This is a genomic window from Pseudomonas sp. P1_A1, from assembly GCF_056406935.1.
Genome location: NZ_JBFTZE010000013.1, coordinates 91,566 through 113,567, shown reverse-complemented (window position 1 = coordinate 113,567; position 22,002 = coordinate 91,566). Strand labels below are relative to the sequence as shown.

Below are 22,002 nucleotides of genomic sequence, written 5' to 3'. Positions count from 1 at the left end.
TTCCGGTAATTAGTTTACAAAACGCCACTCTTCGCGCGCGTCTACCCGCTCTAGACCGGGCTTTCCAGAACCTTTTCGCTATCGGCCCGGTACGGGATTTCTATTTATGTTTTGGCCTTTGGGTCACTAGCCTCTGTGGTGCGCACCAGGATGCGCTTAATAAAACCAGAGGAAACTTCCATGATAACTCCCCTTGGCCTCGGGGCTTTTCCCCTCCGTCGTACCTTCGGCGTTCTGACCGTCAGCCTGCTGTCCTTCTCCATCAACGCTGCGACGTTGACCCGTGATAATGGTGCCGCTGTAGGCGACAACCAGAACTCGCAAACCGCCGGCGCGACCGGGCCGGTGCTGTTGCAAGACGTACAGTTGATTCAGAAGCTCCAGCGTTTCGACCGTGAACGCATTCCTGAGCGCGTGGTGCATGCCCGTGGCACCGGCGCCCATGGCACGTTCACCGTGACTGACGACCTCAGTGACTTGACCAAGGCCAAGGTATTCGCCGGCGGCCAGAGCACGCCGGTATTTGTGCGTTTCTCAGCGGTGGTCCATGGCAACCATTCGCCGGAAACCCTGCGTGACCCGCGGGGGTTCGCCACCAAGTTCTACACCGCGGACGGAAACTGGGACCTGGTCGGCAACAATTTCCCGACCTTTTTCATCCGGGATGCCATCAAGTTTCCGGACATGGTCCATGCGTTCAAGCCGGACCCGCGCACCAATCTTGACGACGACTCCCGTCGTTTCGATTTCTTCTCTCACGTTCCGGAAGCCACCCGCACCTTGACCGAGTTGTATTCCAACTCCGGCACCCCGGCCAGTTATCGGGAGATGGACGGCAATGGTGTCCATGCCTACAAGTTGGTTAACGCCCAGGGCGAAGTTCACTATGTAAAGTTTCACTGGAAAAGTTTGCAGGGGATAAAAAATCTCACTCCTAAAGAAGTCGCCAATGTTCAAGGTCAAGATTACAGCCATATGACCAACGACTTGGTTGCTCATATTAACAAGGGGGACTTTCCGAAGTGGGACTTGTACGTCCAGGTTCTGAATCCTCAAGATTTGTCCAAGTTTGATTTCGATCCATTGGACGCCACCAAGATCTGGCCCGGTGTTCCTGAGCGAAAAGTTGGACAGATGGTATTGAACCGTAATCCGGCGAATGTATTCCAGGAAACCGAACAAGTGGCAATGGCACCGGCCAACGTGGTGCCCGGTATCGAGCCTTCGGAAGATCGCTTATTGCAGGGGCGAGTGTTCTCGTATGCCGATACCCAACTGTATCGCCTGGGGGCCAACGCTCTGCAGTTGCCGATCAACGCACCGAAAATCACCGTGAACAACGGTAATCAGGATGGCGCGATGAACATCGGCGCCAGCAACACGGGGGTGAATTACCAGCCGAGCCGTCTGCTGCCCCGCGAGGAGCCGCAAACCGCGCGTTACAGCCAGTCGGCCCTGTCGGGCAGTACACAGCAGGCGAAGATTCAGCGTGAGCAGAACTTCAAGCAGGCCGGCGATCTGTATCGCTCGTTCAGCCAGAAGGAGCGTCAGGACCTGATCGACAGCTTCGGCGGCTCACTGGCCACCACCGATGACGAGAGCAAGCACATCATCCTGTCCTTCCTGTACAAGGCCGACCCGGAATACGGGACAGGCGTAACCAAAGTGGCCAAGGGTGATCTGGCCCGGGTCAAGGCGTTGGCGGCCAAACTGGTCGACTGATCTATCTGCCTGAAGCGGGGCCTCGTACGAGGTCCCGTCTGACCAAGGAGTCCCGCCATGCGTGTTTATCTGTCTGTGTTTCTGGCGTGCGTGTCGTTCGGTGTATTTGCCGGGCCTGACGCGCCAGTCTCGAAGGACCCCGGGGCGCTGAAAGCGCAATTACAGGATTACTATTTCGATGCCGCTAGACGGGGGGATGTGCCGATGCTCGATACCTTCATCGAGGCCGGCTATTCCCTCGACACCCGCGACAGCAAGGGTTACACCGCGTTGATACTGGCCGCCTATCACGGTCAGGGTGCCGCCGTGGAGCGTTTGTTGGCGGCCGGGGCGGACGCCTGCGCTCAGGATCAACGCGGCAATACCGCGCTGATGGGCGCGATTTTCAAAGGCGAAGTGCAGATCGCTCGAACCCTGCTGGCCGCCAATTGCAGCCCCGACCAACGCAACGGCGCCGGGCAGACTGCCGCGATGTATGCCGGGTTGTTCAAGCGCGTCGAGTTGCTCGACGCACTCAAGGCCAAAGGGGCGGACCTGAACGCTGAAGATCCGTTGGGCAACAGTGCCGCGCGTCTGGCCAGCGGTGAAATCCGCACGGCGGCGCCGCGCTGATCCGCGTCAGCTGAGCTATCATCGCGGTTTTTGCCGGGAGTTCAGATGGCCAAGGCCAAGCGCATGTACGGCTGCACCGAGTGTGGCTCAACCTTCCCCAAGTGGGCCGGCCAGTGCGGCGAATGCGGGGCCTGGAACACGCTGACCGAAACCATGGTGGAGAGTGGCGGCGCCGCGGCCCCCAGCGGTCGCACCGGCTGGACCGGCCAGCAGGCGCAGATCAAGACCCTGGCCGAAGTCAGCGTCGAAGAAATTCCGCGATTCTCCACGGCGTCCAGTGAGCTCGACCGTGTTTTGGGCGGCGGTCTGGTGGATGGCTCGGTGGTGTTGATCGGTGGTGACCCCGGTATCGGCAAGTCGACCATTCTGTTGCAAACCTTGTGCAACCTCGCCAAGAGCATGCCGGCGCTGTATGTCACCGGCGAAGAGTCCCAGCAACAAGTGGCCATGCGTGCCCGACGGCTGGGCTTGCCTCAGGATCAACTGCGGGTGATGACTGAAACCTGCATTGAAACCATCATTGCCACCGCCCGGCAGGAAAAGCCCAAGGTGATGGTGATCGACTCGATTCAGACGATCTTCACCGAGCAACTGCAGTCGGCACCGGGGGGCGTCTCCCAGGTGCGCGAAAGTGCGGCATTGCTGGTGCGTTACGCCAAGCAAAGCGGCACGGCGATTTTCCTCGTGGGCCATGTCACTAAAGAAGGTGCGCTGGCCGGCCCCCGAGTGCTGGAGCACATGGTCGACACCGTTCTGTATTTCGAAGGCGAATCCGATGGGCGCCTGCGTTTGCTGCGGGCGGTGAAAAACCGGTTCGGTGCGGTGAATGAACTGGGCGTGTTCGGCATGACCGACAAAGGCCTGAAAGAAGTCTCCAACCCTTCGGCGATTTTCCTGACACGCGCTCAGGAAGAAGTCCCGGGCAGTGTGGTCATGGCCACGTGGGAAGGCACCCGGCCGATGCTGGTGGAAGTCCAGGCGCTGGTGGACGACAGCCATCTGGCCAACCCGCGCCGGGTGACGCTCGGTCTGGATCAGAATCGCCTGGCCATGTTGTTGGCGGTTTTGCACCGCCACGGCGGCATCCCGACCCACGATCAGGACGTGTTCCTCAACGTGGTCGGCGGTGTGAAGGTCCTGGAAACCGCTTCTGATCTGGCGCTGATGGCGGCGGTCATGTCCAGTTTGCGCAACCGGCCGCTGCCGCACGATCTGTTGGTGTTTGGTGAAGTCGGGTTGTCGGGTGAAGTGCGCCCGGTACCGAGTGGCCAGGAACGCTTGAAAGAAGCCGCCAAACACGGCTTCAAACGCGCCATCGTACCCAAGGGCAACGCACCGAAAGAGCCGCCGCCGGGGTTGCAGATTATTGCCGTGACACGTCTGGAGCAGGCCCTCGACGCACTGTTCGAATAAACACACATTTGCGCCTGAACACCAAACCCTGTAGGAGCTGCCGAAGGCTGCGATCTTTTGATCTGGGCGCTTTCACAGGTCGCTGAAGATCAAGATCAAGAGATCGCAGCCTACGGCAGCTCCTACACCAGCAATCAGATTTCGATGAGTGCCCCCAACTCCCGGTCCAGTTCCTCGGGATCGCCGAGGTTCAGCTCGACCAGCCGCCTCAGGTGCTCGATCGATTCCAGCCCGATATTCAGGCAGACAAAACCCAGCTGGCCATAATCATTGTGGGCCAACCGCACATCCATTCTGATCTCTGTCTCGGGGTTCAAATGAATATCGGCTGCGAAGGGTTTGCTGGGATCGCCCTGCCAAGGCTCGGGACGCTGGATCAGCATGCCCTTGAGCGACAAGTCGAGCAATTGCACCGGCCAACGCTGCCCATCCTGGCTCAGTTCGGTCTGTGCGCTGAAGGCGATGCGCTTGAAACGGCGGCGATTGGAATGCTGTTCGCTCATGGCCTGACCTCTGTGCGTGGTGCAATGACTATAGACCGGGCTTTGCACCAACCGCCACGGTCGCCATCCCTTATCTAGACCAACGTTGGGGGTGGCCTTTGAGGCCAGTAGCGCTAAACTCGGGATGGCTGTCTTTCTTGTCCACTCTGGCTGGAATCATAAAATGAAAAATAATAATAGCCTGCTACGCCACGTACCCTGGCTGCTGCTGGCAGTCGTAGGAGCGTGCGCCCTGGGCGTAGTGGCATTGCGTCGAGGCGAGGCGATCAACGCCTTGTGGATCGTTGTCGCAGCCGTCGCTATCTATCTTGTCGCATACCGCTACTACAGCCTGTTCATCGCTAACAATGTGATGCAACTCGATTCGCGTCGGGCTACACCTGCCGTAATCAACAACGATGGTCTGGACTACGTGCCGACCAACAAACACATTCTTTTCGGCCACCACTTCGCGGCCATCGCCGGCGCGGGGCCGCTGGTCGGTCCGGTGTTGGCGGCGCAGATGGGCTAYCTGCCCGGTACGCTGTGGCTGATTGCCGGCGTGGTGCTGGCCGGTGCGGTTCAGGACTTCATGGTCCTGTTCATGTCCACCCGCCGCAACGGCCGTTCCCTGGGCGACATGGTCCGYGAAGAAATGGGCCGCATCCCCGGCACCATCGCGYTGTTCGGYTGCTTCCTGATCATGATCATCATCCTCGCGGTGCTGGCGCTGATCGTGGTCAAGGCCCTGGCCGAAAGCCCGTGGGGCATTTTCACGGTGATGGCGACCATCCCGATCGCGATGTTCATGGGCGTCTACATGCGCTACATCCGCCCGGGCCGCATCGGTGAAATCTCGGTGATTGGCGTGGCATTGTTGCTGGGCTCGATCTGGCTGGGCGGGCAGATCGCCGCTGACCCGGTGTGGGCCAAGGCGTTCAGCTTTACCGGGGTCCAGATCACCTGGATGCTGATCGGCTACGGGTTCGTGGCGGCGGTGTTGCCGGTGTGGCTGATTCTGGCGCCGCGTGACTACCTGTCCACGTTCCTGAAGATCGGCACCATCGTTGCGCTGGCGATCGGCATTCTGGTCACCATGCCCGAGCTGAAAATGCCGGCATTGACCCAGTTCATCGACGGCACCGGGCCGGTGTGGAAGGGCGGGTTGTTCCCGTTCCTGTTCATCACCATTGCCTGTGGCGCAGTGTCCGGTTTCCACGCACTGATTGCTTCCGGCACTACGCCGAAGCTACTGGATAACGAAGTCAACGCCCGTTACATCGGTTACGGCGGCATGCTGATGGAATCCTTCGTGGCGATCATGGCGATGGTTGCCGCTTCGGTGATCGAACCGGGCGTGTACTTCGCCATGAACAGCCCGGCCGCGGTCGTCGGCGGTGATGTGGTGGCGGTAGCGACAGCGGTCAGCAACTGGGGCTTTGCCATCACGCCGGAAGCGTTGCAAGCGGTGGCCAAGGACATCGGTGAAACCACCGTCCTGGCCCGTGCCGGCGGCGCACCGACCCTGGCGGTCGGTATCGCGCAGATCCTGCACAGCGTGCTGCCAGGTGAAAACACCATGGCGTTCTGGTACCACTTCGCGATCCTGTTCGAAGCGCTGTTCATCCTCACTGCGGTCGATGCCGGTACCCGTGCCGGACGTTTCATGCTGCAGGACTTGCTCGGCTCCTTCGTACCGGCGCTGAGACGCACCGAGTCCTGGACCGCCAACCTGATTGCCACCGCTGGTTGCGTGGCGATGTGGGGCTACCTGCTGTACCAGGGCGTGATCGATCCACTGGGTGGCATCAACACCTTGTGGCCGCTGTTCGGTATCTCCAACCAGATGCTGGCCGGTATCGCGCTGATGCTGGCAACCGTTGTATTGATCAAAATGAAACGCCAACGCTACATCTGGGTCACCATGCTGCCAGCCGTTTGGTTGCTGATCTGCACCACCACCGCAGGCTTCATCAAGCTGTTCGACGCCAACCCGGCGATCGGCTTCCTGTCGCTGGCCAAGAAGTACAGTGATGCGCTGGCCGGTGGTCAGATCCTCGCGCCGGCCAAGAGCATCGAGCAGATGCAGCACGTGATCTACAACGCCTACACCAACGCAACGCTGACCGCGCTGTTCCTGTTCGTGGTGTTCAGCATCCTGTTCTATGCACTCAAGGTCGGTATTGCCGCCTGGGGCACCAAAGAACGCACGGATAAAGAATCGCCATTCCAGGCTCAGCCGGATGCGTAACCTGAGGATTGCACCATGTTCAATGACCTGAGTCGCCTCGGTAAATACCTCGGTCAGGCCGCGCGCCTGATGGTCGGGATGCCCGACTACGACAACTACGTCGAGCATATGCAAACCAAACACCCGGACAAACCGGTGATGAGTTACGAGGCGTTCTTTCGGGAGCGCCAGGAGGCTCGTTACGGCGGCAAGGGTGGACCAAAGTGCTGTTGATGTACGCGGTTTAGGTAACACACCACTGTAGGAGCACGGCTTGTCGGCGAAGGCGATCTTCAGGACGCTTTCGCCGGCAAGTCGGATCGCCGCATCGCTGTCTCCTACAGTTTTTTTGCGTCCGGGAGATCTTATTTTGTTAGCGCCAATCCCTGTCACGATCCTCAGCGGCTTTCTCGGCGCTGGTAAAACCACCTTGTTGCGCCACCTGCTCAAAGCCGAGCACGGCCTGAAAATCGCCGTGATCGAAAACGAGTTCAGTGACGCCGGCATCGACACCCAACTGTTGGGCGACGAGCCGGTGCAAGTGATGACGCTGTCCAACGGCTGCGTCTGCTGCACCATCCACACCGATTTGACCAAAGCGCTGTATCTGCTACTGGAGCGCCTGGACAGTGGCGAAATCGCCTTTGACCGCCTGGTGATCGAATGCACCGGTCTGGCCGACCCGGCACCGGTAGCGCAAACCTTCTTCATCGACGAAGAGCTGCGCGAGCGCTATATCCTTGACGGCATCATCACCCTGGTCGACGCCAAACATGCCGAACACCACCTGACTCAGACCATCGCCCAGGCGCAGATCGGTTTTGCCGACCGCTTGCTGGTGAGCAAACGCGATCTGGTGGATGAGCCGACCTTCGCTGCCCTCAGCGAACGCCTGACCCGCATCAACCGTCGCGCACCGATTCGCGTGGTCGACCACGGCAAGATTGATCTGGCCGAATTGCTCGATGTGCGTGGCTTCAACCTCAATGCCGACCTCGGTGGTGGCGTGAATTTGCGCCCAGTGAGCAAGGCGCCCTCCATCGATCGCATTTCCAGCCTGGTGCTGCGTACCGACAAGCCGCTGGATATCGACAAGCTCAGCGAGTTCATGAACGAACTGCTGGAAGACCATGGCAAGCAATTGCTGCGCTACAAAGGCGTTTTGAACATTCTTGGTGAGCCGCGGCGCATGGTGTTCCAGGGCGTGCTGAAACTGTACGGCTTCGATTGGGATACCGAGTGGGCGGACGATGACACGCGCGAAAGCGTGATCGTGTTCATTGCCGATGAGTTGCCGGAAGAGAAGATTCGCGAGGGGTTTTCGCGGGTTGCGGCGGATTGAAAATGTGCTCGTCGGTGATGACGCCTTCGCGGGCAAGCCTCGCTCCTACAGAGGATATGCAATACCTGTGGGAGCGGGCTTGCCCGCGATAGCCATTTAACCGGCGACACGACAGTCCAGGCTGGTGACATAACCGGAGTTCAGCAATGTTTGCTCAAGGTGATCCGAATGCCGGCTCATCAACATGACCGCCTTCGCCTCATCCCCGCGCTCAACCGCGTCGACAATGGTCAGATGCTCCTGCCATGCGCAACAACTGCGCGTCTTCTCGCCAGATCGCGCAATCGCCAATGAAGTCAGCGGCACCAAACTGCCAAGAAAATGCGCCAGCGGTGCATTTCCCGCCATTTCGGCCAGTTGCAAGTGAAACTCCCCCGATAACCGGATCGCTGGACCACGCTCCTTGCATTGGCGTTCGCTTTCGATCAAGGCACGCAGGCGCTTCAGGTTTTGCGCACGAGGTTGCTGGCAGGCAAGTTTCACTAGCGTGACTTCGGTCAGACGGCGAGCATGAAGCGTCTGACGGGTCTGTTCGGCATCGGGATCGGCGACCCGGGGGCGATGATTAGTCCGCAGGATGATGATCTGCTGGTGGGACAGCTGCGTCAGCACACCACGAATGTCACTGCGCCTGGCACCGAACATCTGCGCCAGGCTTTCTTCGGTAAAGCGACTGGCCGCATTGATGCGCTGTTCGAGAATGGCGTCGAAGATTCGCGAATAGAGATCATCCACCGACGGGCGAAAGGGCAGGGCAACAAGAGTTTGTGGTGAGGCGAAGCTGTTCATGGCCTGTCTCCAGTTCGAAGAGGGGGGTCAACTGCCGAGGTGGTCGTCCGGGATATTCAATTCGATGCCCATCCGTTGGCCTTCGCGAAGGATGTGCCGACGCATTTCGGCGCTGGCCTGGGCGCTGTTTTTGCTGCGGATCGCTCGTACCATGGCTTCGCTTTCTTCAAGGCGCTCAGCCAGATGCTCCGGGGAATTGCGCAGCACGTTGGCGCTTTGCTTGAGGGCATTGCTGGTCTGCTGCACCACGCTCTGGAAAATCGGGTTCGAGGTCAGGGTGAACAACTCTTCGTGGAACGCGATGTAGGCGTTCACACCGGCCTCGCTGTCATTGGCTTCCAAGGCTTCGCGCATGTCCATCAGGGTCAGGCGCAGTTGCCCGACTTCCTTGTTGCTGATGGACTGTGCCACCAGGCCGACGATGAACGGCTCAAGGGTGTAGCGCAGTTGCAGCACGTCTTCCAGGCTGGCCCCGGCGACTGCGCTGTCGTGGCTTTGGCTGTCGCTGAGATTGGCTTCCAGCACCACTACGCCTTTACCCGGCATCGAGCGCACCAGCCCGAGGGTTTCCAGCACGATCACCGCTTCGCGCAGGCTTGGGCGGCTGATGCCCAGTTGTTCGGCCAGTTCACGCTGGCCCGGCAGCATGTCGCCGGAACGCCACTGACCGCGGGCCAGCGCGGCCCGAAGTTTTTCTACCACTGAATTTACGACGGTTGACGAGGTAATCACTGTTCGCTCCAAATCGCGATAAATGTGCCTGCCCGTGGGCAGGCACACGTTGTTTAAAATTCCTGCTGATGCGCCGGGACCACCGGTTTTCTCGGCTGGAAGGTGTATCCCACCTGGCCGGACAGCACTTTGTTTGCCCGTTGGATATCGATGTCCTTTTCCCAGCGGGCGATGGCCACCGTGGCGACGCAGTTACCAATCAAATTGGTCAGTGCCCGACCGATGCCCATGAACCAGTCCACCGCCAGCACCAGCACCAGGCCCACCACCGGAATTGCCGGGATCGCGGTCAGGGTGGCGGCGAGAATCACCAGCGCCGAGCCGGGAATTCCGTGGGCGCCTTTGGAGGTGATCAGTGACACCAGCAGAATCGTCAGCAGGTCAGTCATGGCCAGCGGTGTGCCGGTGGCATTGGCGATGAACACAATGGCCAGGGTCAGGTAGATCGAAAAACCATCAAGGTTGAACGAATACCCGGTCGGAATCACCAGCCCGACCGTGGAGCTGCCGATGCCCAGATGCTCAAGCTTGCGCATGATTTGTGGCAGCACGGCGTCGGAAGAAGCGGTGCCCATGACGATCAGCAGTTCTTCGCGCAGGTACTTGAGCAGTGGCCACATCCGCAGGCCCGAGAGGCGCATCACCAGGCCGAGAATCAGCGCCACGAAGGCCGCGCAGGTCAGGTAAAACAGGCCGACCAGGCTGCCCAGGTGTTGCAGCGAGTCCAGGCCATATTTGCTGGTGGTGAAGGCGATGGCGCCGAACACGCCGATCGGCGCCAGGCGCACGATCATGCCCATGATGCGGAAGATCACATGGCTCAGCTCGTTGATCAGCCGGGAAATACCCGACGCCGCTTCACCCACCAGATTCAACGCGCTGCCGAACAGCACCGAAAACAGCAGGACTTGCAGGATGTTGTTGTCGGCGAAGGCGCCGATCACCGAGGTCGGAATCAGGTCCATCAGGAACTGCGTGGTGGTGTGCATGTGCTGACCGCGCTGGGCGATGTCGCCCATGTCGGCGGCGGAGAGCTGCTCCAGATGAATGTTCGCGCCGCTGCCGATGCCGGTTGTGAAGGCGAACACCAGGCCGATCACCAGGGCGATGGTGGTCAGTATTTCGAAGTAGATGACCGATTTGAGGCCGATGCGTCCGACCTTCTTCAGGTCACCGGCACCGCTGATGCCGCTGACCACCACGCAAAACACGATCAGGCCAATAAGCATCTTGATCAGTTTGATGAAGCCGTCGCCAAGGGGTTTGAGTTGGGCGGAGTATTCGGGAAGGGTCAGCCCGCAGACGATGCCGAGCACCAGTCCGAGAACCACTTGAAGGAAGATTGAACGCGAGCACCATCTGAGCATGGGAGGAATCCTGGTCGGTGTCCTGGCTGCCGTGCGCCAAGCGCATCAGATTCAGGACTTAATTATTGTGGTCTTACCGGTATGTCCAGTTCAGGCGCAGTCTACGCTGGATTTTTTCAGGATGACAAGAGGACGCAGCAAAATTGGCATGACCGGTCTGACCAGTGGTGCCAACCCTCATTGATCTTTATGGCGGACGAAAAAAAACCGGCCATCACTGGCCGGTTTTTTCATTGCTGCGGTTTAGCGGGGCAATTAAGCGCCGTACACCGGCAGTTTCTTGCAGATGGCCTTGACCTTCTCGCGAACGGCATCGATCACCGCCTCGTTGTTCAGGTCAGCCAGGATGTCGCAGATCCAGCCGGCCAGCTCTTTGCACTCTGCTTCCTTGAAGCCGCGAGTGGTCACAGCCGGGGTACCGAAACGCAGGCCGGAGGTGACGAACGGGGAGCGTGGATCGTTCGGTACCGAGTTCTTGTTCACGGTGATGAACGCTTTGCCCAGCGCAGCGTCGGCGTCTTTACCGGAGATTTCCTGCTTGATCAGCGACAGCAGGAACAGGTGGTTCTGAGTACCGCCCGACACCACGTCGAAACCGCGCTCGATGAATACGCCGGCCATGGCCTGGGCGTTTTTCACCACTTGTTGCTGGTAGGCCTTGAACTCAGGCTGCAGCGCTTCCTTGAAGCAGATCGCCTTGGCAGCGATCACGTGCTCCAGCGGGCCGCCCTGGGCACCCGGGAATACTGCGGAGTTCAGCTTCTTCTCGATGTCGGCGTTGGCGCGAGCCAGGATCAGGCCGCCACGTGGACCGCGCAGGGTCTTGTGGGTGGTGGTGGTCACCACGTCAGCGAAAGGTACCGGGTTCGGGTAGACGCCAGCGGCGACCAGACCAGCCACGTGGGCCATGTCGACGAACAGGTACGCACCGACCTTGTCAGCGATAGCGCGGAAGCGTGGGAAGTCCAGAATCTGCGAGTAGGCAGAGAAACCGGCCACGATCATTTTCGGCTTGTGCTCAACGRCCAGGCGCTCGACTTCGTCGTAGTCGATCAGGCCATTGGCGTCGATGCCGTACTGAACGGCGTTGTACAGCTTGCCGGAGGACGAAACGCTGGCACCGTGGGTCAGGTGACCGCCGTGAGCCAGGCTCATGCCCAGGATGGTGTCGCCCGCTTGCAGCAGGGCCAGGTAAACGGCGCTGTTGGCTTGCGAGCCGGCGTGCGGCTGAACGTTGGCGTAATCGGCGCCGAACAGTTCTTTTGCACGGTCGATGGCCAGTTGCTCAACCACGTCGACGAACTCGCAACCACCGTAGTAGCGCTTGCCCGGGTAACCTTCGGCGTACTTGTTGGTCAGTACCGAGCCTTGAGCTTCCATCACCGCAGGGCTGGTGTAGTTTTCCGAAGCGATCAGCTCAATGTGTTCTTCCTGGCGCTGAGCTTCTTGCTCCATGGCGGCAAAAAGGTCGGCGTCGAACTTGGCAATAGTCAAATCACGGCTGAACATGGCGGTCCTCAAGGATCGGGGCAGAAAAGGGGGGCATTCTAACCCAACCGCTTTTAGATGGCATATGAAAGGACATCATGTCGCAGACAAGTGGTGTTCATGCGCAGGATTTACGGTGTCTGGGCTGGCCAGTGTCAGGTGATCGTTCCCACGCTCTGCGTGGGAATGCCTCATTGGACGCTCTGCGTCCGCTTTGGCATGTGACGCGGAGCGTCACGGGCTGCGTTCCCACGCAGAGCGTGGGAACGATCAGTCAGTCGAACATGAACAACGCATCATTGCTGAACTGCGCTTCGAACCGGCCGGCCGGCATCGGACGGCCGAACAGGTAGCCCTGAACCTCATCGCAACCATGCTCGCGCAGGAAGTCGAGCTGTTCGTGGGTTTCTACGCCCTCGGCGATTACCGCCAGATTGAGGCTGTGGGCCATGGCGATGATCGCCCGGGCAATCTGCGCATCCTGCTCGCCCGACGGCAAGCCATCAACGAAGGTGCGGTCGATTTTCAGCACATCGATCGGGAATTGCTTGAGGTAGTTGAGCGATGAATAACCGGTGCCGAAGTCATCGACCGCAATGCTCAGGCCGAGGTTTTTCAGTCCGGCGAGGATCTGCATCGCCTCGCTGACTTCGCGCATCAGGATACTTTCGGTCAGCTCCAGCTCCAGGCACGCCGGTGGCAGGCCGGTTTCCTTGAGAATGGTGGCGATCCGCGTGCCGAGTTGCCCGTCGGAGAACTGCCGGGCCGAAATATTCACCGAGACCTTCGGCACCCGCACCTTGGTCAGGTGCCAGGTCTTGAGCTGACGGCAAGCCTCACCGATCACCCAGTCGCCGACATCCACCACCAGCCCGAGCTCTTCGAGCACCGGAATGAAGTCCCCCGGCGGCACCAGGCCACGGCGCGGGTGGCGCCAGCGCAGCAGGGCTTCGGCACCGGTCAGGCGTTTGCCGTCGCCGCTGAATTGCGGCTGGTAGTACAGCACGAATTCGTTTTGCTCCAGGGCGTGGCGCAAGTCGCTTTCCAGCTCCAGACGCTCCAGGGCGCTGGCGTTCATGTCGGCCTGATAGAACTGGAAGTTGTTCTTGCCGCGCTCCTTGGCGTGGTACATCGCGGTGTCGGCGTTCTTCATCAGCTGACTGAGTTCGCTACCGTCCTGAGGGCTCAGGGCGATGCCGATACTGGCGGTGACGAAGAACTCGCGGCCTTCGAGCACGAACGGCTTCACCAGGCTGGCGAGGATCTGTTCGGCCACGTGAATGGCTCGGTTCAGCGCGATGTCGCGGTTGACCCGGGGTTGCAGCAGCAATGTGAACTCATCACCGCCCATGCGCGCCACGGTGTCGTCATCGTCGACGCAGCCGAGCAGGCGCGTGGCCATTTCCTTGAGCATGCGGTCGCCGGCGGCATGGCCCAGGGAGTCGTTGATCGGCTTGAAGCGGTCCAGGTCGAGGAACATCAGCACCACCCAGGACTTCTGCCGTTCGGCCGATTGCAGCGCGGTGTGCAGGCGATCCTGGAACAGCGTGCGGTTGGGCAGGTGGGTCAGGGCGTCGTAATAGGCGAGGCGGTGAATCCGTTGCTCACTGGCCTTGCGTTCGCTGATGTCGCTGAAGAAACACACATAACTGGCCAGATCGCCTTCGTCGTCGAGCACCGCCGTAATCCCGACCCAGGCCGGGTAGTGCTCGCCGTTGCGACGCTTGAGCCAGACTTCGCCTTCCCAGGTGCTGTGCTGATGCAACTGCTTGAGCACGTAGCGCAGATGAGTTTCCTGCTGCTCGTCGACGGTGAGCATGTTCGGCAACTGATCGAGCACCTGGGACACCGCATAGCCGCTGACGCGACTGAAGGCCTCGTTGGCCTGGACGATGTAGCCGGCCGGGTCAGTAATCAGAATCGCCGAGGTCGAGTGCTCGAATACCGTGGCCGCCATGCGCAGGTCTTTCTCGGCCCGGCGTTGCTGGCTGATGTCGCGACCGACCCCGAGCACGCCTTCGAAGGCGCCGTGTTCGTCCCAGACCAACACCAGACGCAGCTCGATAGGGATCTTGCGTCCGTCGGCCCGCAGGCAGTCGAACAAAAACAGTTGGGTCTGCACCTGACTGCGCAGCAGCGTCAGTTGATCGGGTTTATCCAGCGCTTTGCTGATCCGGTCCATCAGGCTGTAGATGCCGCTCAGTTGTTGCGGGTTGGCGATGGTCGATTGCCAGCCGTTCTGGAATATCCAGTCGGCGTCGAAGCCCAGCACCGCTTGCACCGAAGGGCTGACGTAATTGAGCGCCATCTTGCTGTCAGTGGAAAAAATCACGTCGCTGATACTTTCTGCGAGCATCCGGTAGCGCTGCTCGCTGTCGCGCAGGGATTCACTGGCTTCGATCTGCTCGGTGATGTCCTTGGCCACGCCGATGATGCGCGTGACCTGATCGTGCTTGTCCCGCGCCAGGGCCTGTTCGCGAATATCGAAACGCCGCCATTTGCCATCGCGATGGCGGAAACGCAGCTGGCACTGCAGCAATTGGGTGTAACCCGCCTGACGCTGGGACTGGCGCGAGCGGTGGTAGTAGTCGGCGTCCTCCGGGTGCAAGAGGATTTCCCAGAAGTACTCGCCCATCTGGTGCAGCTCGGTGCGGTTGTAACCCAGCGTCTGCCCCAGGTGATGGTTGCTGAAGATCATCCGCTGGCTGATCACGTCTTGCACATATAGGTGATCCGGCACGGTACGCACCACATCGGACCAGAATCCTTCGCGCTCCAGCAGCGAGAGCTCGATGAGTTTGCGGCTGGTGATGTCGCTGATGCTCAGGATCACCGCTCTATAGTCGGGCTGATCTTCCGGCAGGCGCAGCACGAGCCACAAGTGCTGGTCGCGGCCATTGGCGTCCTGAAGCTTGATTTCCAGCTCAAGCTGTTTCTGCTGGTGGAGCACCGCTTCGAGCACTTGATTGCCGATGGCCGTGCAGTCCAGCGGGCAGCCGTTGATCAGCAGTTTCCAGGCCTGCTCACAGGAATTGACATTGAGCAGTTGCAGGGCGACCTGGTTGACCTCGGTGATGCGCAGTTCCTGCAACAGTTGCTGGCGTTGCTCCGGTATCTCGAGCCAGGTTCTCAGCTGTTCGCTGCTGGTGAGTTGCGCCTTGTCGAAAAAACTTTTGAGCCCGGACAGGTCCAGCACGCACAGGGCAACACCGGTGCCTTCGAAGATGTCCTGATAGCGTCGGCGGCCTTCATGCAGTTGGCGTTGGCGGCGACGAATGTTCAGCAAAGCGATGAACGGTAACAGCGAGAACGCCAGGCCCAGAAGGCATTTGCCGATGAACGCCGGCAGCATTTGTTCGATCACCCGTTGCCGGTCAAACAGCCCGCGCAGTTGCCAGTCGCTGCTGCTCAGGGGGACGATCAATACGCTGTTGGTCAGTTCGTCGGGTGTCAGCGCCGCGGGTTTGGCTGAAGGCAGGGCGTCATCGCGACTGATGATCTGATGATTGATGCGGTTTTCCACCAGCCACAGGGGGCGAAGGCCGGCGTCGCCCTGTTTGGTCAATGAAGAAAAAAATGTCGGTGTCAGGCGCAGGGCCCAGTAGCCGCGCGTGCTGCCGCTGGCCTGATGCAGGAGCAGGTGCACCACCGAGCCGTCATCGGCATTGCTGAAATAGTGGGCCTGGGCGCGACTGCGCTGGACCAGTTCGCTCAGGTAGTTGGCGTCCTGGCTGTCGACGGCGCTGTCACTCAGGACTTTCCCGGAGGGGCTGAGCAGCGCCAGGCTGCGCAGGTCGGGCAGCGATTGTTGCAGTTTGCGCAGCAACGCCTGCTGTTCGTCGGCGCTTTGCGGTTGTTCGACGATCGGTAGCAGATTAAGGGCGATCTGGGCGTTGAGCGCCATGTTGAGGCTGACTTGCGAAGCCAGGTCGGCGGTGTAGTCGATGGTGTACTGGCGCTGGTTTTTCTGGGTTTCGCGCAGTTGATCCAGCAACTGCCAGAACAGCAGTGCGAGCAACAACAGTACGAGAGTCGCCAGCGCGCCCTTCAAGCTTCCGCGCAGGGGCGAGCCGAGCCCAGGGGTGAGCACGCTCGCGGACGGTGGCGGAGTGACATTGGACAAACTGTAATCCTGCGGTTTGGCTGGACTGGCGCGGCGTGCACTATAAGCCGGACGCCCGAAGGGCGGCTAGCATGCCTTGAGTTGTGGCGAAGTGCCAGCCCCGCTCGGCTGGACTGACTTCTGTCAATGAGGTAGCTTTGCCGGTTACGCGGGAGCGTTCCAGCTCCTAGGTTTTTTCAGCGCGCCGCCTTGATACCCATCAAACGAACGACGCGCATGGCCTGGCCGGGCATCGCCTGCGCTCCAATCATTCATCAGTCACTGACCCTAGGTTCTCCATGGCTCAATACGTCTTCACCATGCATCGGCTGGGCAAAGTTGTTCCGCCGAAGCGGGAAATCCTGAAAAACATTTCGCTGTCGTTCTTCCCCGGCGCCAAAATCGGCGTCCTCGGTCTCAACGGTTCGGGTAAGTCCACGCTGCTGAAAATCATGGCAGGCGTCGACACCGAGTTCGACGGCGAAGCCCGTCCGATGCCGGACCTGAACATCGGCTACCTGCCGCAAGAACCGATCCTGGACCCGACCAAGACCGTGCGTGAAGTGGTCGAGGAAGCGGTCAGCGTGATCAAGGACGCCCAGGCGCGTCTGGACGAGGTCTACGCGGCCTACGCCGATCCGGATGCCGACTTCGACAAGCTGGCTGCAGAGCAAGCCAAACTTGAAGCCATCCTGCAGGCCAGCGATGGCCACAACCTGGATCGTCAACTGGAAGTCGCCGCCGATGCGCTGCGTCTGCCGGCCTGGGATGCCAGGGTTGAACATCTTTCCGGTGGTGAAAAACGTCGTGTGGCCCTGTGCCGCCTGCTGCTGTCCGCCCCGGACATGCTGCTGCTCGACGAACCAACCAACCACCTGGACGCCGACTCCGTCGCCTGGCTGGAGCACTTCCTGCACGATTTCCCGGGCACCGTGGTTGCGATCACGCACGACCGTTACTTCCTGGACAACGTTGCCGGCTGGATCCTCGAACTCGACCGCGGCGCCGGTATCCCGTACGAGGGCAACTATTCGGGTTGGCTCGAAGCCAAGTCCGATCGTCTGGCGGCCGAATCCAAGCAGCAATCGGCTCACGAAAAGGCCATGAAGGAGGAACTGGAGTGGGTGCGCAAAGGCGCCAAGGCCCGCCAGTCCAAGTCCAAGGCTCGTCTGCAACGCTTCGAAGAAATGCAATCGCAGGAATTCCAGAAGCGCAGCGAAACCAACGAGATCTACATCCCGGCCGGTCCACGCCTGGGCGACAAGGTTATCGAGTTCAAGAACGTCACCAAGGGCTACGGCGATCGCGTGCTGATCGACAACCTGTCGTTCTCCATGCCTAAAGGCGCCATCGTTGGCGTGATCGGTGGTAACGGTGCCGGTAAATCGACCCTGTTCCGCATGCTGATGGGCAAGGAAACGCCGGATTCGGGCAGCATCGAAGTCGGCGAAACCGTGCAACTGGCGTGCGTCGACCAGAGCCGTGAAGACCTGGATGGCAGCAAGACTGTGTTCCAGCAGATCTCCGACGGTTCCGACCAGATTCGCATCGGCAACTACGAGATCCCATCGCGTACCTACGTCGGTCGTTTCAACTTCAAGGGTGGCGATCAGCAGAAGTTCGTCAAGGACCTGTCCGGCGGTGAGCGTGGTCGCTTGCACCTGGCCCTGACCCTGAAAGAGGGCGGCAACGTCCTGCTGCTCGACGAACCGTCCAACGACCTCGACGTTGAAACCCTGCGTTCCCTGGAAGAAGCCTTGCTGGACTTCCCGGGCGCCGCCATTGTGATCTCTCACGATCGGTGGTTCCTTGACCGCGTCGCGACTCACATCCTGGCGTACGAAGACGACTCGCAAGCGGTGTTCTTCGAAGGCAACTACACCGAGTACGAAGCCGATCGCAAGAAACGCCTCGGTGAAGCGGCCTCCCAGCCGCACCGGGTACGGCACAAGAAACTGGCCTGATTTCAGGTTGGTCGCATAAAAAACGGAGCCTTTCGAGGCTCCTTTTTTTTATGGGCGCTCAGTAAGACCGAGGCTTGCCCGCGAAGGCGGCTTCGGGTCACCCAATCTCTATGGCCAGCACCTCAATCACCAAATCCCCCGCCGGGCGTTTCCACGACACTTCATCGCCCACGTGCGCACCCAGCAACGCCCGTCCCAGCGGCGAACTCCAATTGATCAACCCATGGGCGGCATCCGCCTGGTCTTCTCCAACCAATTGCACGCGCTGCTCGTGATCGTGTTCGTCGGCAAAAGTTACCCAATTGCCAATCTGCACTTTGTCGGTGGAGGAGGCTGGTGCAACCACCTGCGCACTTTGCAGGCGCTGCTTGAAGTAGCGCCAGTCGCGATCAAGGTCAGCCTGGCGCTGCTTGTCGGCCAGGTCACCTTTGGCGCTTTCCTCGTCGAGCAGGCTTTGCAGCGCGGCGACTTTCGCCTGAAGCTGCGCGAGCCCGGCGGGTGTGACGTAATTGGGCTGCGCGCTGACCTGTCGTTCGACTGGCAGGTCGGCTTGCGCAGCGGCGTTATCTTCATTGACGAAGGCGCGACTCATGTTGTTCTCCCGTTATAGGGTTTGGGCCATGGTCGCGTGCTTTAAGTTTCGACGAATGTCTGTAAACGACTTATTGCGAGCGATAGGCTCGCGCGGCGTCCCGGTCTTTCTCTCGTTGCCAGGCCCGTTCGCGCTCATCCCAATGGCGTTCCCTGTACTCGTTGCGATCCTCGCTTTCCCGCATGGCCTGGCATTGACGCAAGCCATCGGTCCAGCCTTCGGCGTATTGCTTGTCCTTGAGGTAGCGTGGGACGTTTTTGCGAAATTCACCGGTAATCGCCCCGGCGGCTTGTCGACCACTGCTGCAACCGTCATCGAAGCCATCGGCGAACGCCGGCGGATACCCCTTGGCGATCAGATCCTCGTGGGTTGACTGACACCCTGTGATCAGGACCGATAACCCCAACACACCCACGCAACGCCACATCTCGGACTCCAGGGCCGTTCAACGGCCTATAGGGGAAGTCTAGAAGCGGATTTGTCGGATGGGAGTGAAAGAAAGGTCAAAAGATCAATAGTGATACCACTTCACTTCAAGCATCACTTCGTTTTCAGGTGATGCCAAGTGGCTGAATTCGCGTTGGGCACTCAGGCGCAAACCGAGGTTACGCGACAATTCCCACTGCTGATTCAGGCTCATGCTCCGGCGCACTTCGCCATTGGTGAAATAATCGCCCTTGGCCTCCAGGCTGAAATTTCCCAGCGGGTTTTTCCACAGCAGACCGCTGTTGAAGCCCGCTGCCGGGGCAATGAAGCCCGCGAAGTCGTTGTTGTGCTCCACGCGCACAGTGCCCAAGGCGAACCCGAGCATGTCGTCGCTCAGTTGCCAGGTCCCGCCGCCGCCGCCGTTGACATGACTGACCAGGGTTTCGTCATCATGCTTGCCCGGCACACGCTCCAGGCCGCCGGTGACTTGCCACGACAGCGGCTGCAACAGCGCGTTGCGCGGGGTCAGGGAGCGGATCGTCGCCAGGTCCAGTTGCTGCAACTGCCAGTGATTGCCTTCGTATTGGCGCAGTTTCATCTGCAGGATTTCGATCTGCGCGCCAAGGGGGAAGCTTTCGGCGTTGTCGTTGAGGTCGTGGTAGGCCATGCGCAGGCCATATTCGCCGAAGGCTTTGTCACCCCGGGTGCCGATGCCGGCCTGCCAGGTGCGGGACTCGTGGCCGTCCTCGGGCAAGCCTGGTCGCGCGATGGCGAGTTCCGGAGGCGGGTTTTGATTGATCGCGCGCAGTAATTCGAAACTGCGCTGAGCCCGTTGCGAGTCACGTTCCTGACCGTTGGCGCGATAACGCTCCAGACGATAGGCCGCATCGATGATCAACGTCTGACGCTCGCGCGGTTGCGCCTTGAACGCCGGTTCCTGCAATTGCTTCTGATCGGCGCTGATTTTCAGCACCCACTGCTGCTCTTCATCGGTCAACGGCTGCGCGCGGCTCAGCAGTTCACGCTCGCGGGACGGGCGATATTCGATCGACTCCACCAGCCCGGCCTGTTTCACCGCTTTGACGGTGTCGGTGGGAATGGCGGTCAACGGGAATTGCTCGGTCAGCTTCAGGCCCGGCCGCGCCACCTGCAGCAGCTCAAGCAGGCGATAGGAGCAGTTTTCATCGAAGAAGAAGTAGTCGAACTGGATCTGCTTGAGCTCCCAGACATGCTCGACCATGCGCTCGGTTTCCTGCTGGGTCAGGTTCAAGCGGTATTCCCACAGGTCGCGGTTTTCGAGGCTACGGTATTCCGAGAGTTTTTCCTGATAGGGCACCAGCGCAAACAGCCCTGGATAACCACCCATCAGGCCTTTCCACGCGTACAAAATGCTGTTGTCCGACCCTTCGATGTAGGCGCCGAAGTTGATCGCGTAACTGAGCAGCGAGGTCTTGTCGCGCTGCACATCGGCCTGATCGATGCGCAGCAAGGTATGGCCGAACATCGACGACGGGCTGTTCAGGTAGGCGGCCGGGAAAATCATCACCGCGCTGTGGGGGGAAACGTCCTTGAACCATTGCTTGAATTCAGCACAGTCCAGCGACGGCAGATCCGTCAGCTCAAGTTGCGCCTTGAGCCAGCGAGTACGGGCCGGGTAGACGCATTGCGCATGCTGCTCGCCGGCACTGGCCGGGGCATACAACGCCTGTACGGTCGCCGCCAGTTCACGGTCGGGGTGTTCGTTGCCGTCGGGGGCAACAAAGAATTTTTTGTCGCTGACATAGCTGCGCCAGCCACCGAGCTTGGCGGTTTCGTAATGACCCAGGGAAATCCAGAAGGGGTCGTTGGCCAGTTGCTGCAAACGTTGATTGTCGATGTGAGGCGCGGCGGACAGCGGGGCGCAGACACAGAGCGCCAGCCAGGCAAGGCGTTTGAGCATAGTGAGCAACTTAAGTCGAAAGAAACAAAGACCCAAAGAGGCAGGCGAAAAAGGGCCAGGGTCAAAAAATAAAACCCGCTCCCCAAAGAGAGCGGGACGGGTCGAGCTTAAGCTTGAGTGGCGTACTTGGCCAGACGAGGATCGTTCTTCAATACGGCCAGGGTATTGGTATGCACATCCTCAGCGGTCACATCAGCTTTGCTGAAAATTTGCTGGAAGTGCTGATGGGTCACGGCGGCAAAGTGCGCACGGTCTTCCGGCGCCACACCCAGTACCACGGCGTAAGTGGTCAGCGCTTCACCCTGACCTTTAGCCATGTCTTCGGACAGCTCGTTCATCATGCCATTCATGGCAATCCAGGATTTGCCGCCATAGGTCAGCGCCGCATTGGTCGAGCAACCGTTGGTACCGGAGGTCATGCCGAAAGTTGCGTTACCTGAGGTGCCGTTGGTGGTGGATGCCAGGAAGTGTGCCGGGGTGCCACGCTGACCTTCGAACAGCATGTTGCCCCAACCGCAGTCCGGACCGCCTGGCGCCTGAGCCATGGCGTTGATGGATACAACGGTGAAGAGAGTACCAAGAAGAATCCGTTTCATAGCTATGTTCTCTTTGTGTGCATACCAATGGACAGGGTGCTGGCCCCTAATGGTGCCAGTGGGCCGGTTATTCGTTCCAGCCGCGCAGTTTGGAGTTTAGGCAGGTTCCAGGGGTTCCGTGATTTTTTGCGAAACATTCCCTGAAAACCTTGATTTTGACCCGCGCGGCCCGAGGATGGGGGCTTGTCTAAGCTTTGGCTTGAGGT

The 22,002-nt window shown here is 59.9% G+C and carries 17 protein-coding genes; 7 read left to right on the top strand and 10 right to left on the bottom strand.

Translation table 11 applies throughout. The annotated features are described in order from the left end of the window. The first annotated feature begins 180 nt into the window (after positions 1 to 180). The 3 genes from katB to radA are packed head-to-tail and all read left to right on the top strand — an operon-like array spanning position 181 to position 3,747. Positions 181 to 1,722 carry a catalase KatB gene (gene katB, locus AC1D2Q_RS19785; RefSeq protein WP_477814265.1) on the top strand — a complete coding sequence of 514 codons (1,542 nt, stop codon included), beginning with the start codon at positions 181 to 183 and terminating at the stop codon, positions 1,720 to 1,722. Positions 1,723 to 1,779: 57 nt separating this feature from the next. Further along, the gene (locus tag AC1D2Q_RS19780) at positions 1,780 to 2,334 is read left to right on the top strand and encodes an ankyrin repeat domain-containing protein (RefSeq protein ID WP_477814264.1); all 555 of its coding nucleotides are present in this window, start codon (positions 1,780 to 1,782) and stop codon (positions 2,332 to 2,334) included. A gap of 45 nt (positions 2,335 to 2,379) precedes the next feature. Continuing rightward, a complete protein-coding gene (gene radA, locus AC1D2Q_RS19775; protein ID WP_019581287.1) occupies positions 2,380 to 3,747 on the top strand; it encodes a DNA repair protein RadA in 1,368 nt (455 codons plus the stop codon). 134 nt (positions 3,748 to 3,881) lie between these two features. On the opposite strand, the gene AC1D2Q_RS19770 is transcribed toward radA, so the two are convergent. After that, a complete protein-coding gene (locus AC1D2Q_RS19770) occupies positions 3,882 to 4,250 on the bottom strand; it encodes a PilZ domain-containing protein (RefSeq protein WP_477814263.1) in 369 nt (122 codons plus the stop codon). 163 nt (positions 4,251 to 4,413) lie between these two features. On the opposite strand from AC1D2Q_RS19770, the gene AC1D2Q_RS19765 reads away from it, so the two are divergent. The 3 genes from AC1D2Q_RS19765 (at position 4,414) to yjiA (ending at position 7,801) form a co-directional block, all read left to right on the top strand. Next, the gene (locus AC1D2Q_RS19765; RefSeq protein ID WP_477814262.1) at positions 4,414 to 6,480 is read left to right on the top strand and encodes a carbon starvation CstA family protein; all 2,067 of its coding nucleotides are present in this window, start codon (positions 4,414 to 4,416) and stop codon (positions 6,478 to 6,480) included. A 15-nt stretch (positions 6,481 to 6,495) separates the two neighbouring features. Next, on the top strand, positions 6,496 to 6,693 hold the full coding sequence (locus AC1D2Q_RS19760) for a YbdD/YjiX family protein (protein ID WP_007937254.1): 198 nt from the start codon (positions 6,496 to 6,498) through the stop codon (positions 6,691 to 6,693). Positions 6,694 to 6,829: 136 nt separating this feature from the next. Further along, a complete protein-coding gene (gene yjiA, locus AC1D2Q_RS19755) occupies positions 6,830 to 7,801 on the top strand; it encodes a GTPase (protein WP_477814261.1) in 972 nt (323 codons plus the stop codon). A gap of 96 nt (positions 7,802 to 7,897) precedes the next feature. Here the strand turns inward: yjiA and AC1D2Q_RS19750 are convergent, their stop codons facing one another. The 5 genes from AC1D2Q_RS19750 to AC1D2Q_RS19730 form a co-directional block, all read right to left on the bottom strand. Continuing rightward, a complete protein-coding gene (locus AC1D2Q_RS19750; RefSeq protein WP_477814260.1) occupies positions 7,898 to 8,590 on the bottom strand; it encodes a GntR family transcriptional regulator in 693 nt (230 codons plus the stop codon). A gap of 27 nt (positions 8,591 to 8,617) precedes the next feature. Then, positions 8,618 to 9,322, bottom strand: a complete 705-nt coding sequence (locus AC1D2Q_RS19745; RefSeq protein ID WP_477814259.1) for a FadR/GntR family transcriptional regulator — start codon at positions 9,320 to 9,322, stop codon at positions 8,618 to 8,620. A 53-nt stretch (positions 9,323 to 9,375) separates the two neighbouring features. Beyond that, positions 9,376 to 10,689 (bottom strand): C4-dicarboxylate transporter DctA, encoded by a 1,314-nt coding sequence (locus AC1D2Q_RS19740; RefSeq protein ID WP_018925865.1) that lies wholly within the window; start codon positions 10,687 to 10,689, stop codon positions 9,376 to 9,378. A 255-nt stretch (positions 10,690 to 10,944) separates the two neighbouring features. Further along, entirely contained in the window at positions 10,945 to 12,198 is a 1,254-nt protein-coding gene (gene glyA, locus AC1D2Q_RS19735) for a serine hydroxymethyltransferase (protein WP_477814258.1), read from the bottom strand. Positions 12,199 to 12,451: 253 nt separating this feature from the next. Continuing rightward, a complete protein-coding gene (locus AC1D2Q_RS19730) occupies positions 12,452 to 16,300 on the bottom strand; it encodes a sensor domain-containing protein (RefSeq protein ID WP_477814257.1) in 3,849 nt (1,282 codons plus the stop codon). 278 nt (positions 16,301 to 16,578) lie between these two features. Here AC1D2Q_RS19730 and ettA point away from each other — a divergent pair, with 278 nt between their 5' ends. Then, positions 16,579 to 18,243: an energy-dependent translational throttle protein EttA gene (gene ettA / locus AC1D2Q_RS19725; RefSeq protein ID WP_018925869.1), complete on the top strand. Its 1,665-nt coding sequence runs from the start codon at positions 16,579 to 16,581 to the stop codon at positions 18,241 to 18,243. Between the two features lie 97 nt (positions 18,244 to 18,340). Here ettA and AC1D2Q_RS19720 read toward each other — a convergent pair whose 3' ends face one another. From AC1D2Q_RS19720 to AC1D2Q_RS19705, 4 genes are all read right to left on the bottom strand, one after another. Then, a complete protein-coding gene (locus tag AC1D2Q_RS19720; protein WP_019581276.1) occupies positions 18,341 to 18,835 on the bottom strand; it encodes a GreA/GreB family elongation factor in 495 nt (164 codons plus the stop codon). Between the two features lie 70 nt (positions 18,836 to 18,905). Continuing rightward, positions 18,906 to 19,262, bottom strand: a complete 357-nt coding sequence (locus AC1D2Q_RS19715; RefSeq protein ID WP_477814256.1) for a hypothetical protein — start codon at positions 19,260 to 19,262, stop codon at positions 18,906 to 18,908. 84 nt (positions 19,263 to 19,346) lie between these two features. After that, complete coding sequence (locus AC1D2Q_RS19710) at positions 19,347 to 21,200, bottom strand: Lnb N-terminal periplasmic domain-containing protein (protein WP_477814255.1); 1,854 nt, start codon at positions 21,198 to 21,200, stop codon at positions 19,347 to 19,349. A gap of 107 nt (positions 21,201 to 21,307) precedes the next feature. After that, a complete protein-coding gene (locus AC1D2Q_RS19705) occupies positions 21,308 to 21,796 on the bottom strand; it encodes a DUF3015 domain-containing protein (protein WP_018925873.1) in 489 nt (162 codons plus the stop codon). Positions 21,797 to 22,002 lie beyond the last annotated feature (206 nt).

Bases quoted from the DNA above. Each gene is read 5' to 3' on its own strand.
- katB (WP_477814265.1), top strand. From the start codon at position 181: ATGATAACTCCCCTTGGCCTCGGGGCTTTTCCCCTCCGTCGTACCTTC.
- AC1D2Q_RS19740 (WP_018925865.1), bottom strand. From the start codon at position 10,689: ATGCTCAGATGGTGCTCGCGTTCAATCTTCCTTCAAGTGGTTCTCGGA.
- AC1D2Q_RS19720 (WP_019581276.1), bottom strand. From the start codon at position 18,835: ATGAGTCGCGCCTTCGTCAATGAAGATAACGCCGCTGCGCAAGCCGAC.
- AC1D2Q_RS19750 (WP_477814260.1), bottom strand. From the start codon at position 8,590: ATGAACAGCTTCGCCTCACCACAAACTCTTGTTGCCCTGCCCTTTCGC.
- ettA (WP_018925869.1), top strand. From the start codon at position 16,579: ATGGCTCAATACGTCTTCACCATGCATCGGCTGGGCAAAGTTGTTCCG.
- AC1D2Q_RS19705 (WP_018925873.1), bottom strand. From the start codon at position 21,796: ATGAAACGGATTCTTCTTGGTACTCTCTTCACCGTTGTATCCATCAAC.
- AC1D2Q_RS19710 (WP_477814255.1), bottom strand. From the start codon at position 21,200: ATGCTCAAACGCCTTGCCTGGCTGGCGCTCTGTGTCTGCGCCCCGCTG.
- AC1D2Q_RS19760 (WP_007937254.1), top strand. From the start codon at position 6,496: ATGTTCAATGACCTGAGTCGCCTCGGTAAATACCTCGGTCAGGCCGCG.
- AC1D2Q_RS19715 (WP_477814256.1), bottom strand. From the start codon at position 19,262: ATGTGGCGTTGCGTGGGTGTGTTGGGGTTATCGGTCCTGATCACAGGG.
- AC1D2Q_RS19770 (WP_477814263.1), bottom strand. From the start codon at position 4,250: ATGAGCGAACAGCATTCCAATCGCCGCCGTTTCAAGCGCATCGCCTTC.
- radA (WP_019581287.1), top strand. From the start codon at position 2,380: ATGGCCAAGGCCAAGCGCATGTACGGCTGCACCGAGTGTGGCTCAACC.
- AC1D2Q_RS19780 (WP_477814264.1), top strand. From the start codon at position 1,780: ATGCGTGTTTATCTGTCTGTGTTTCTGGCGTGCGTGTCGTTCGGTGTA.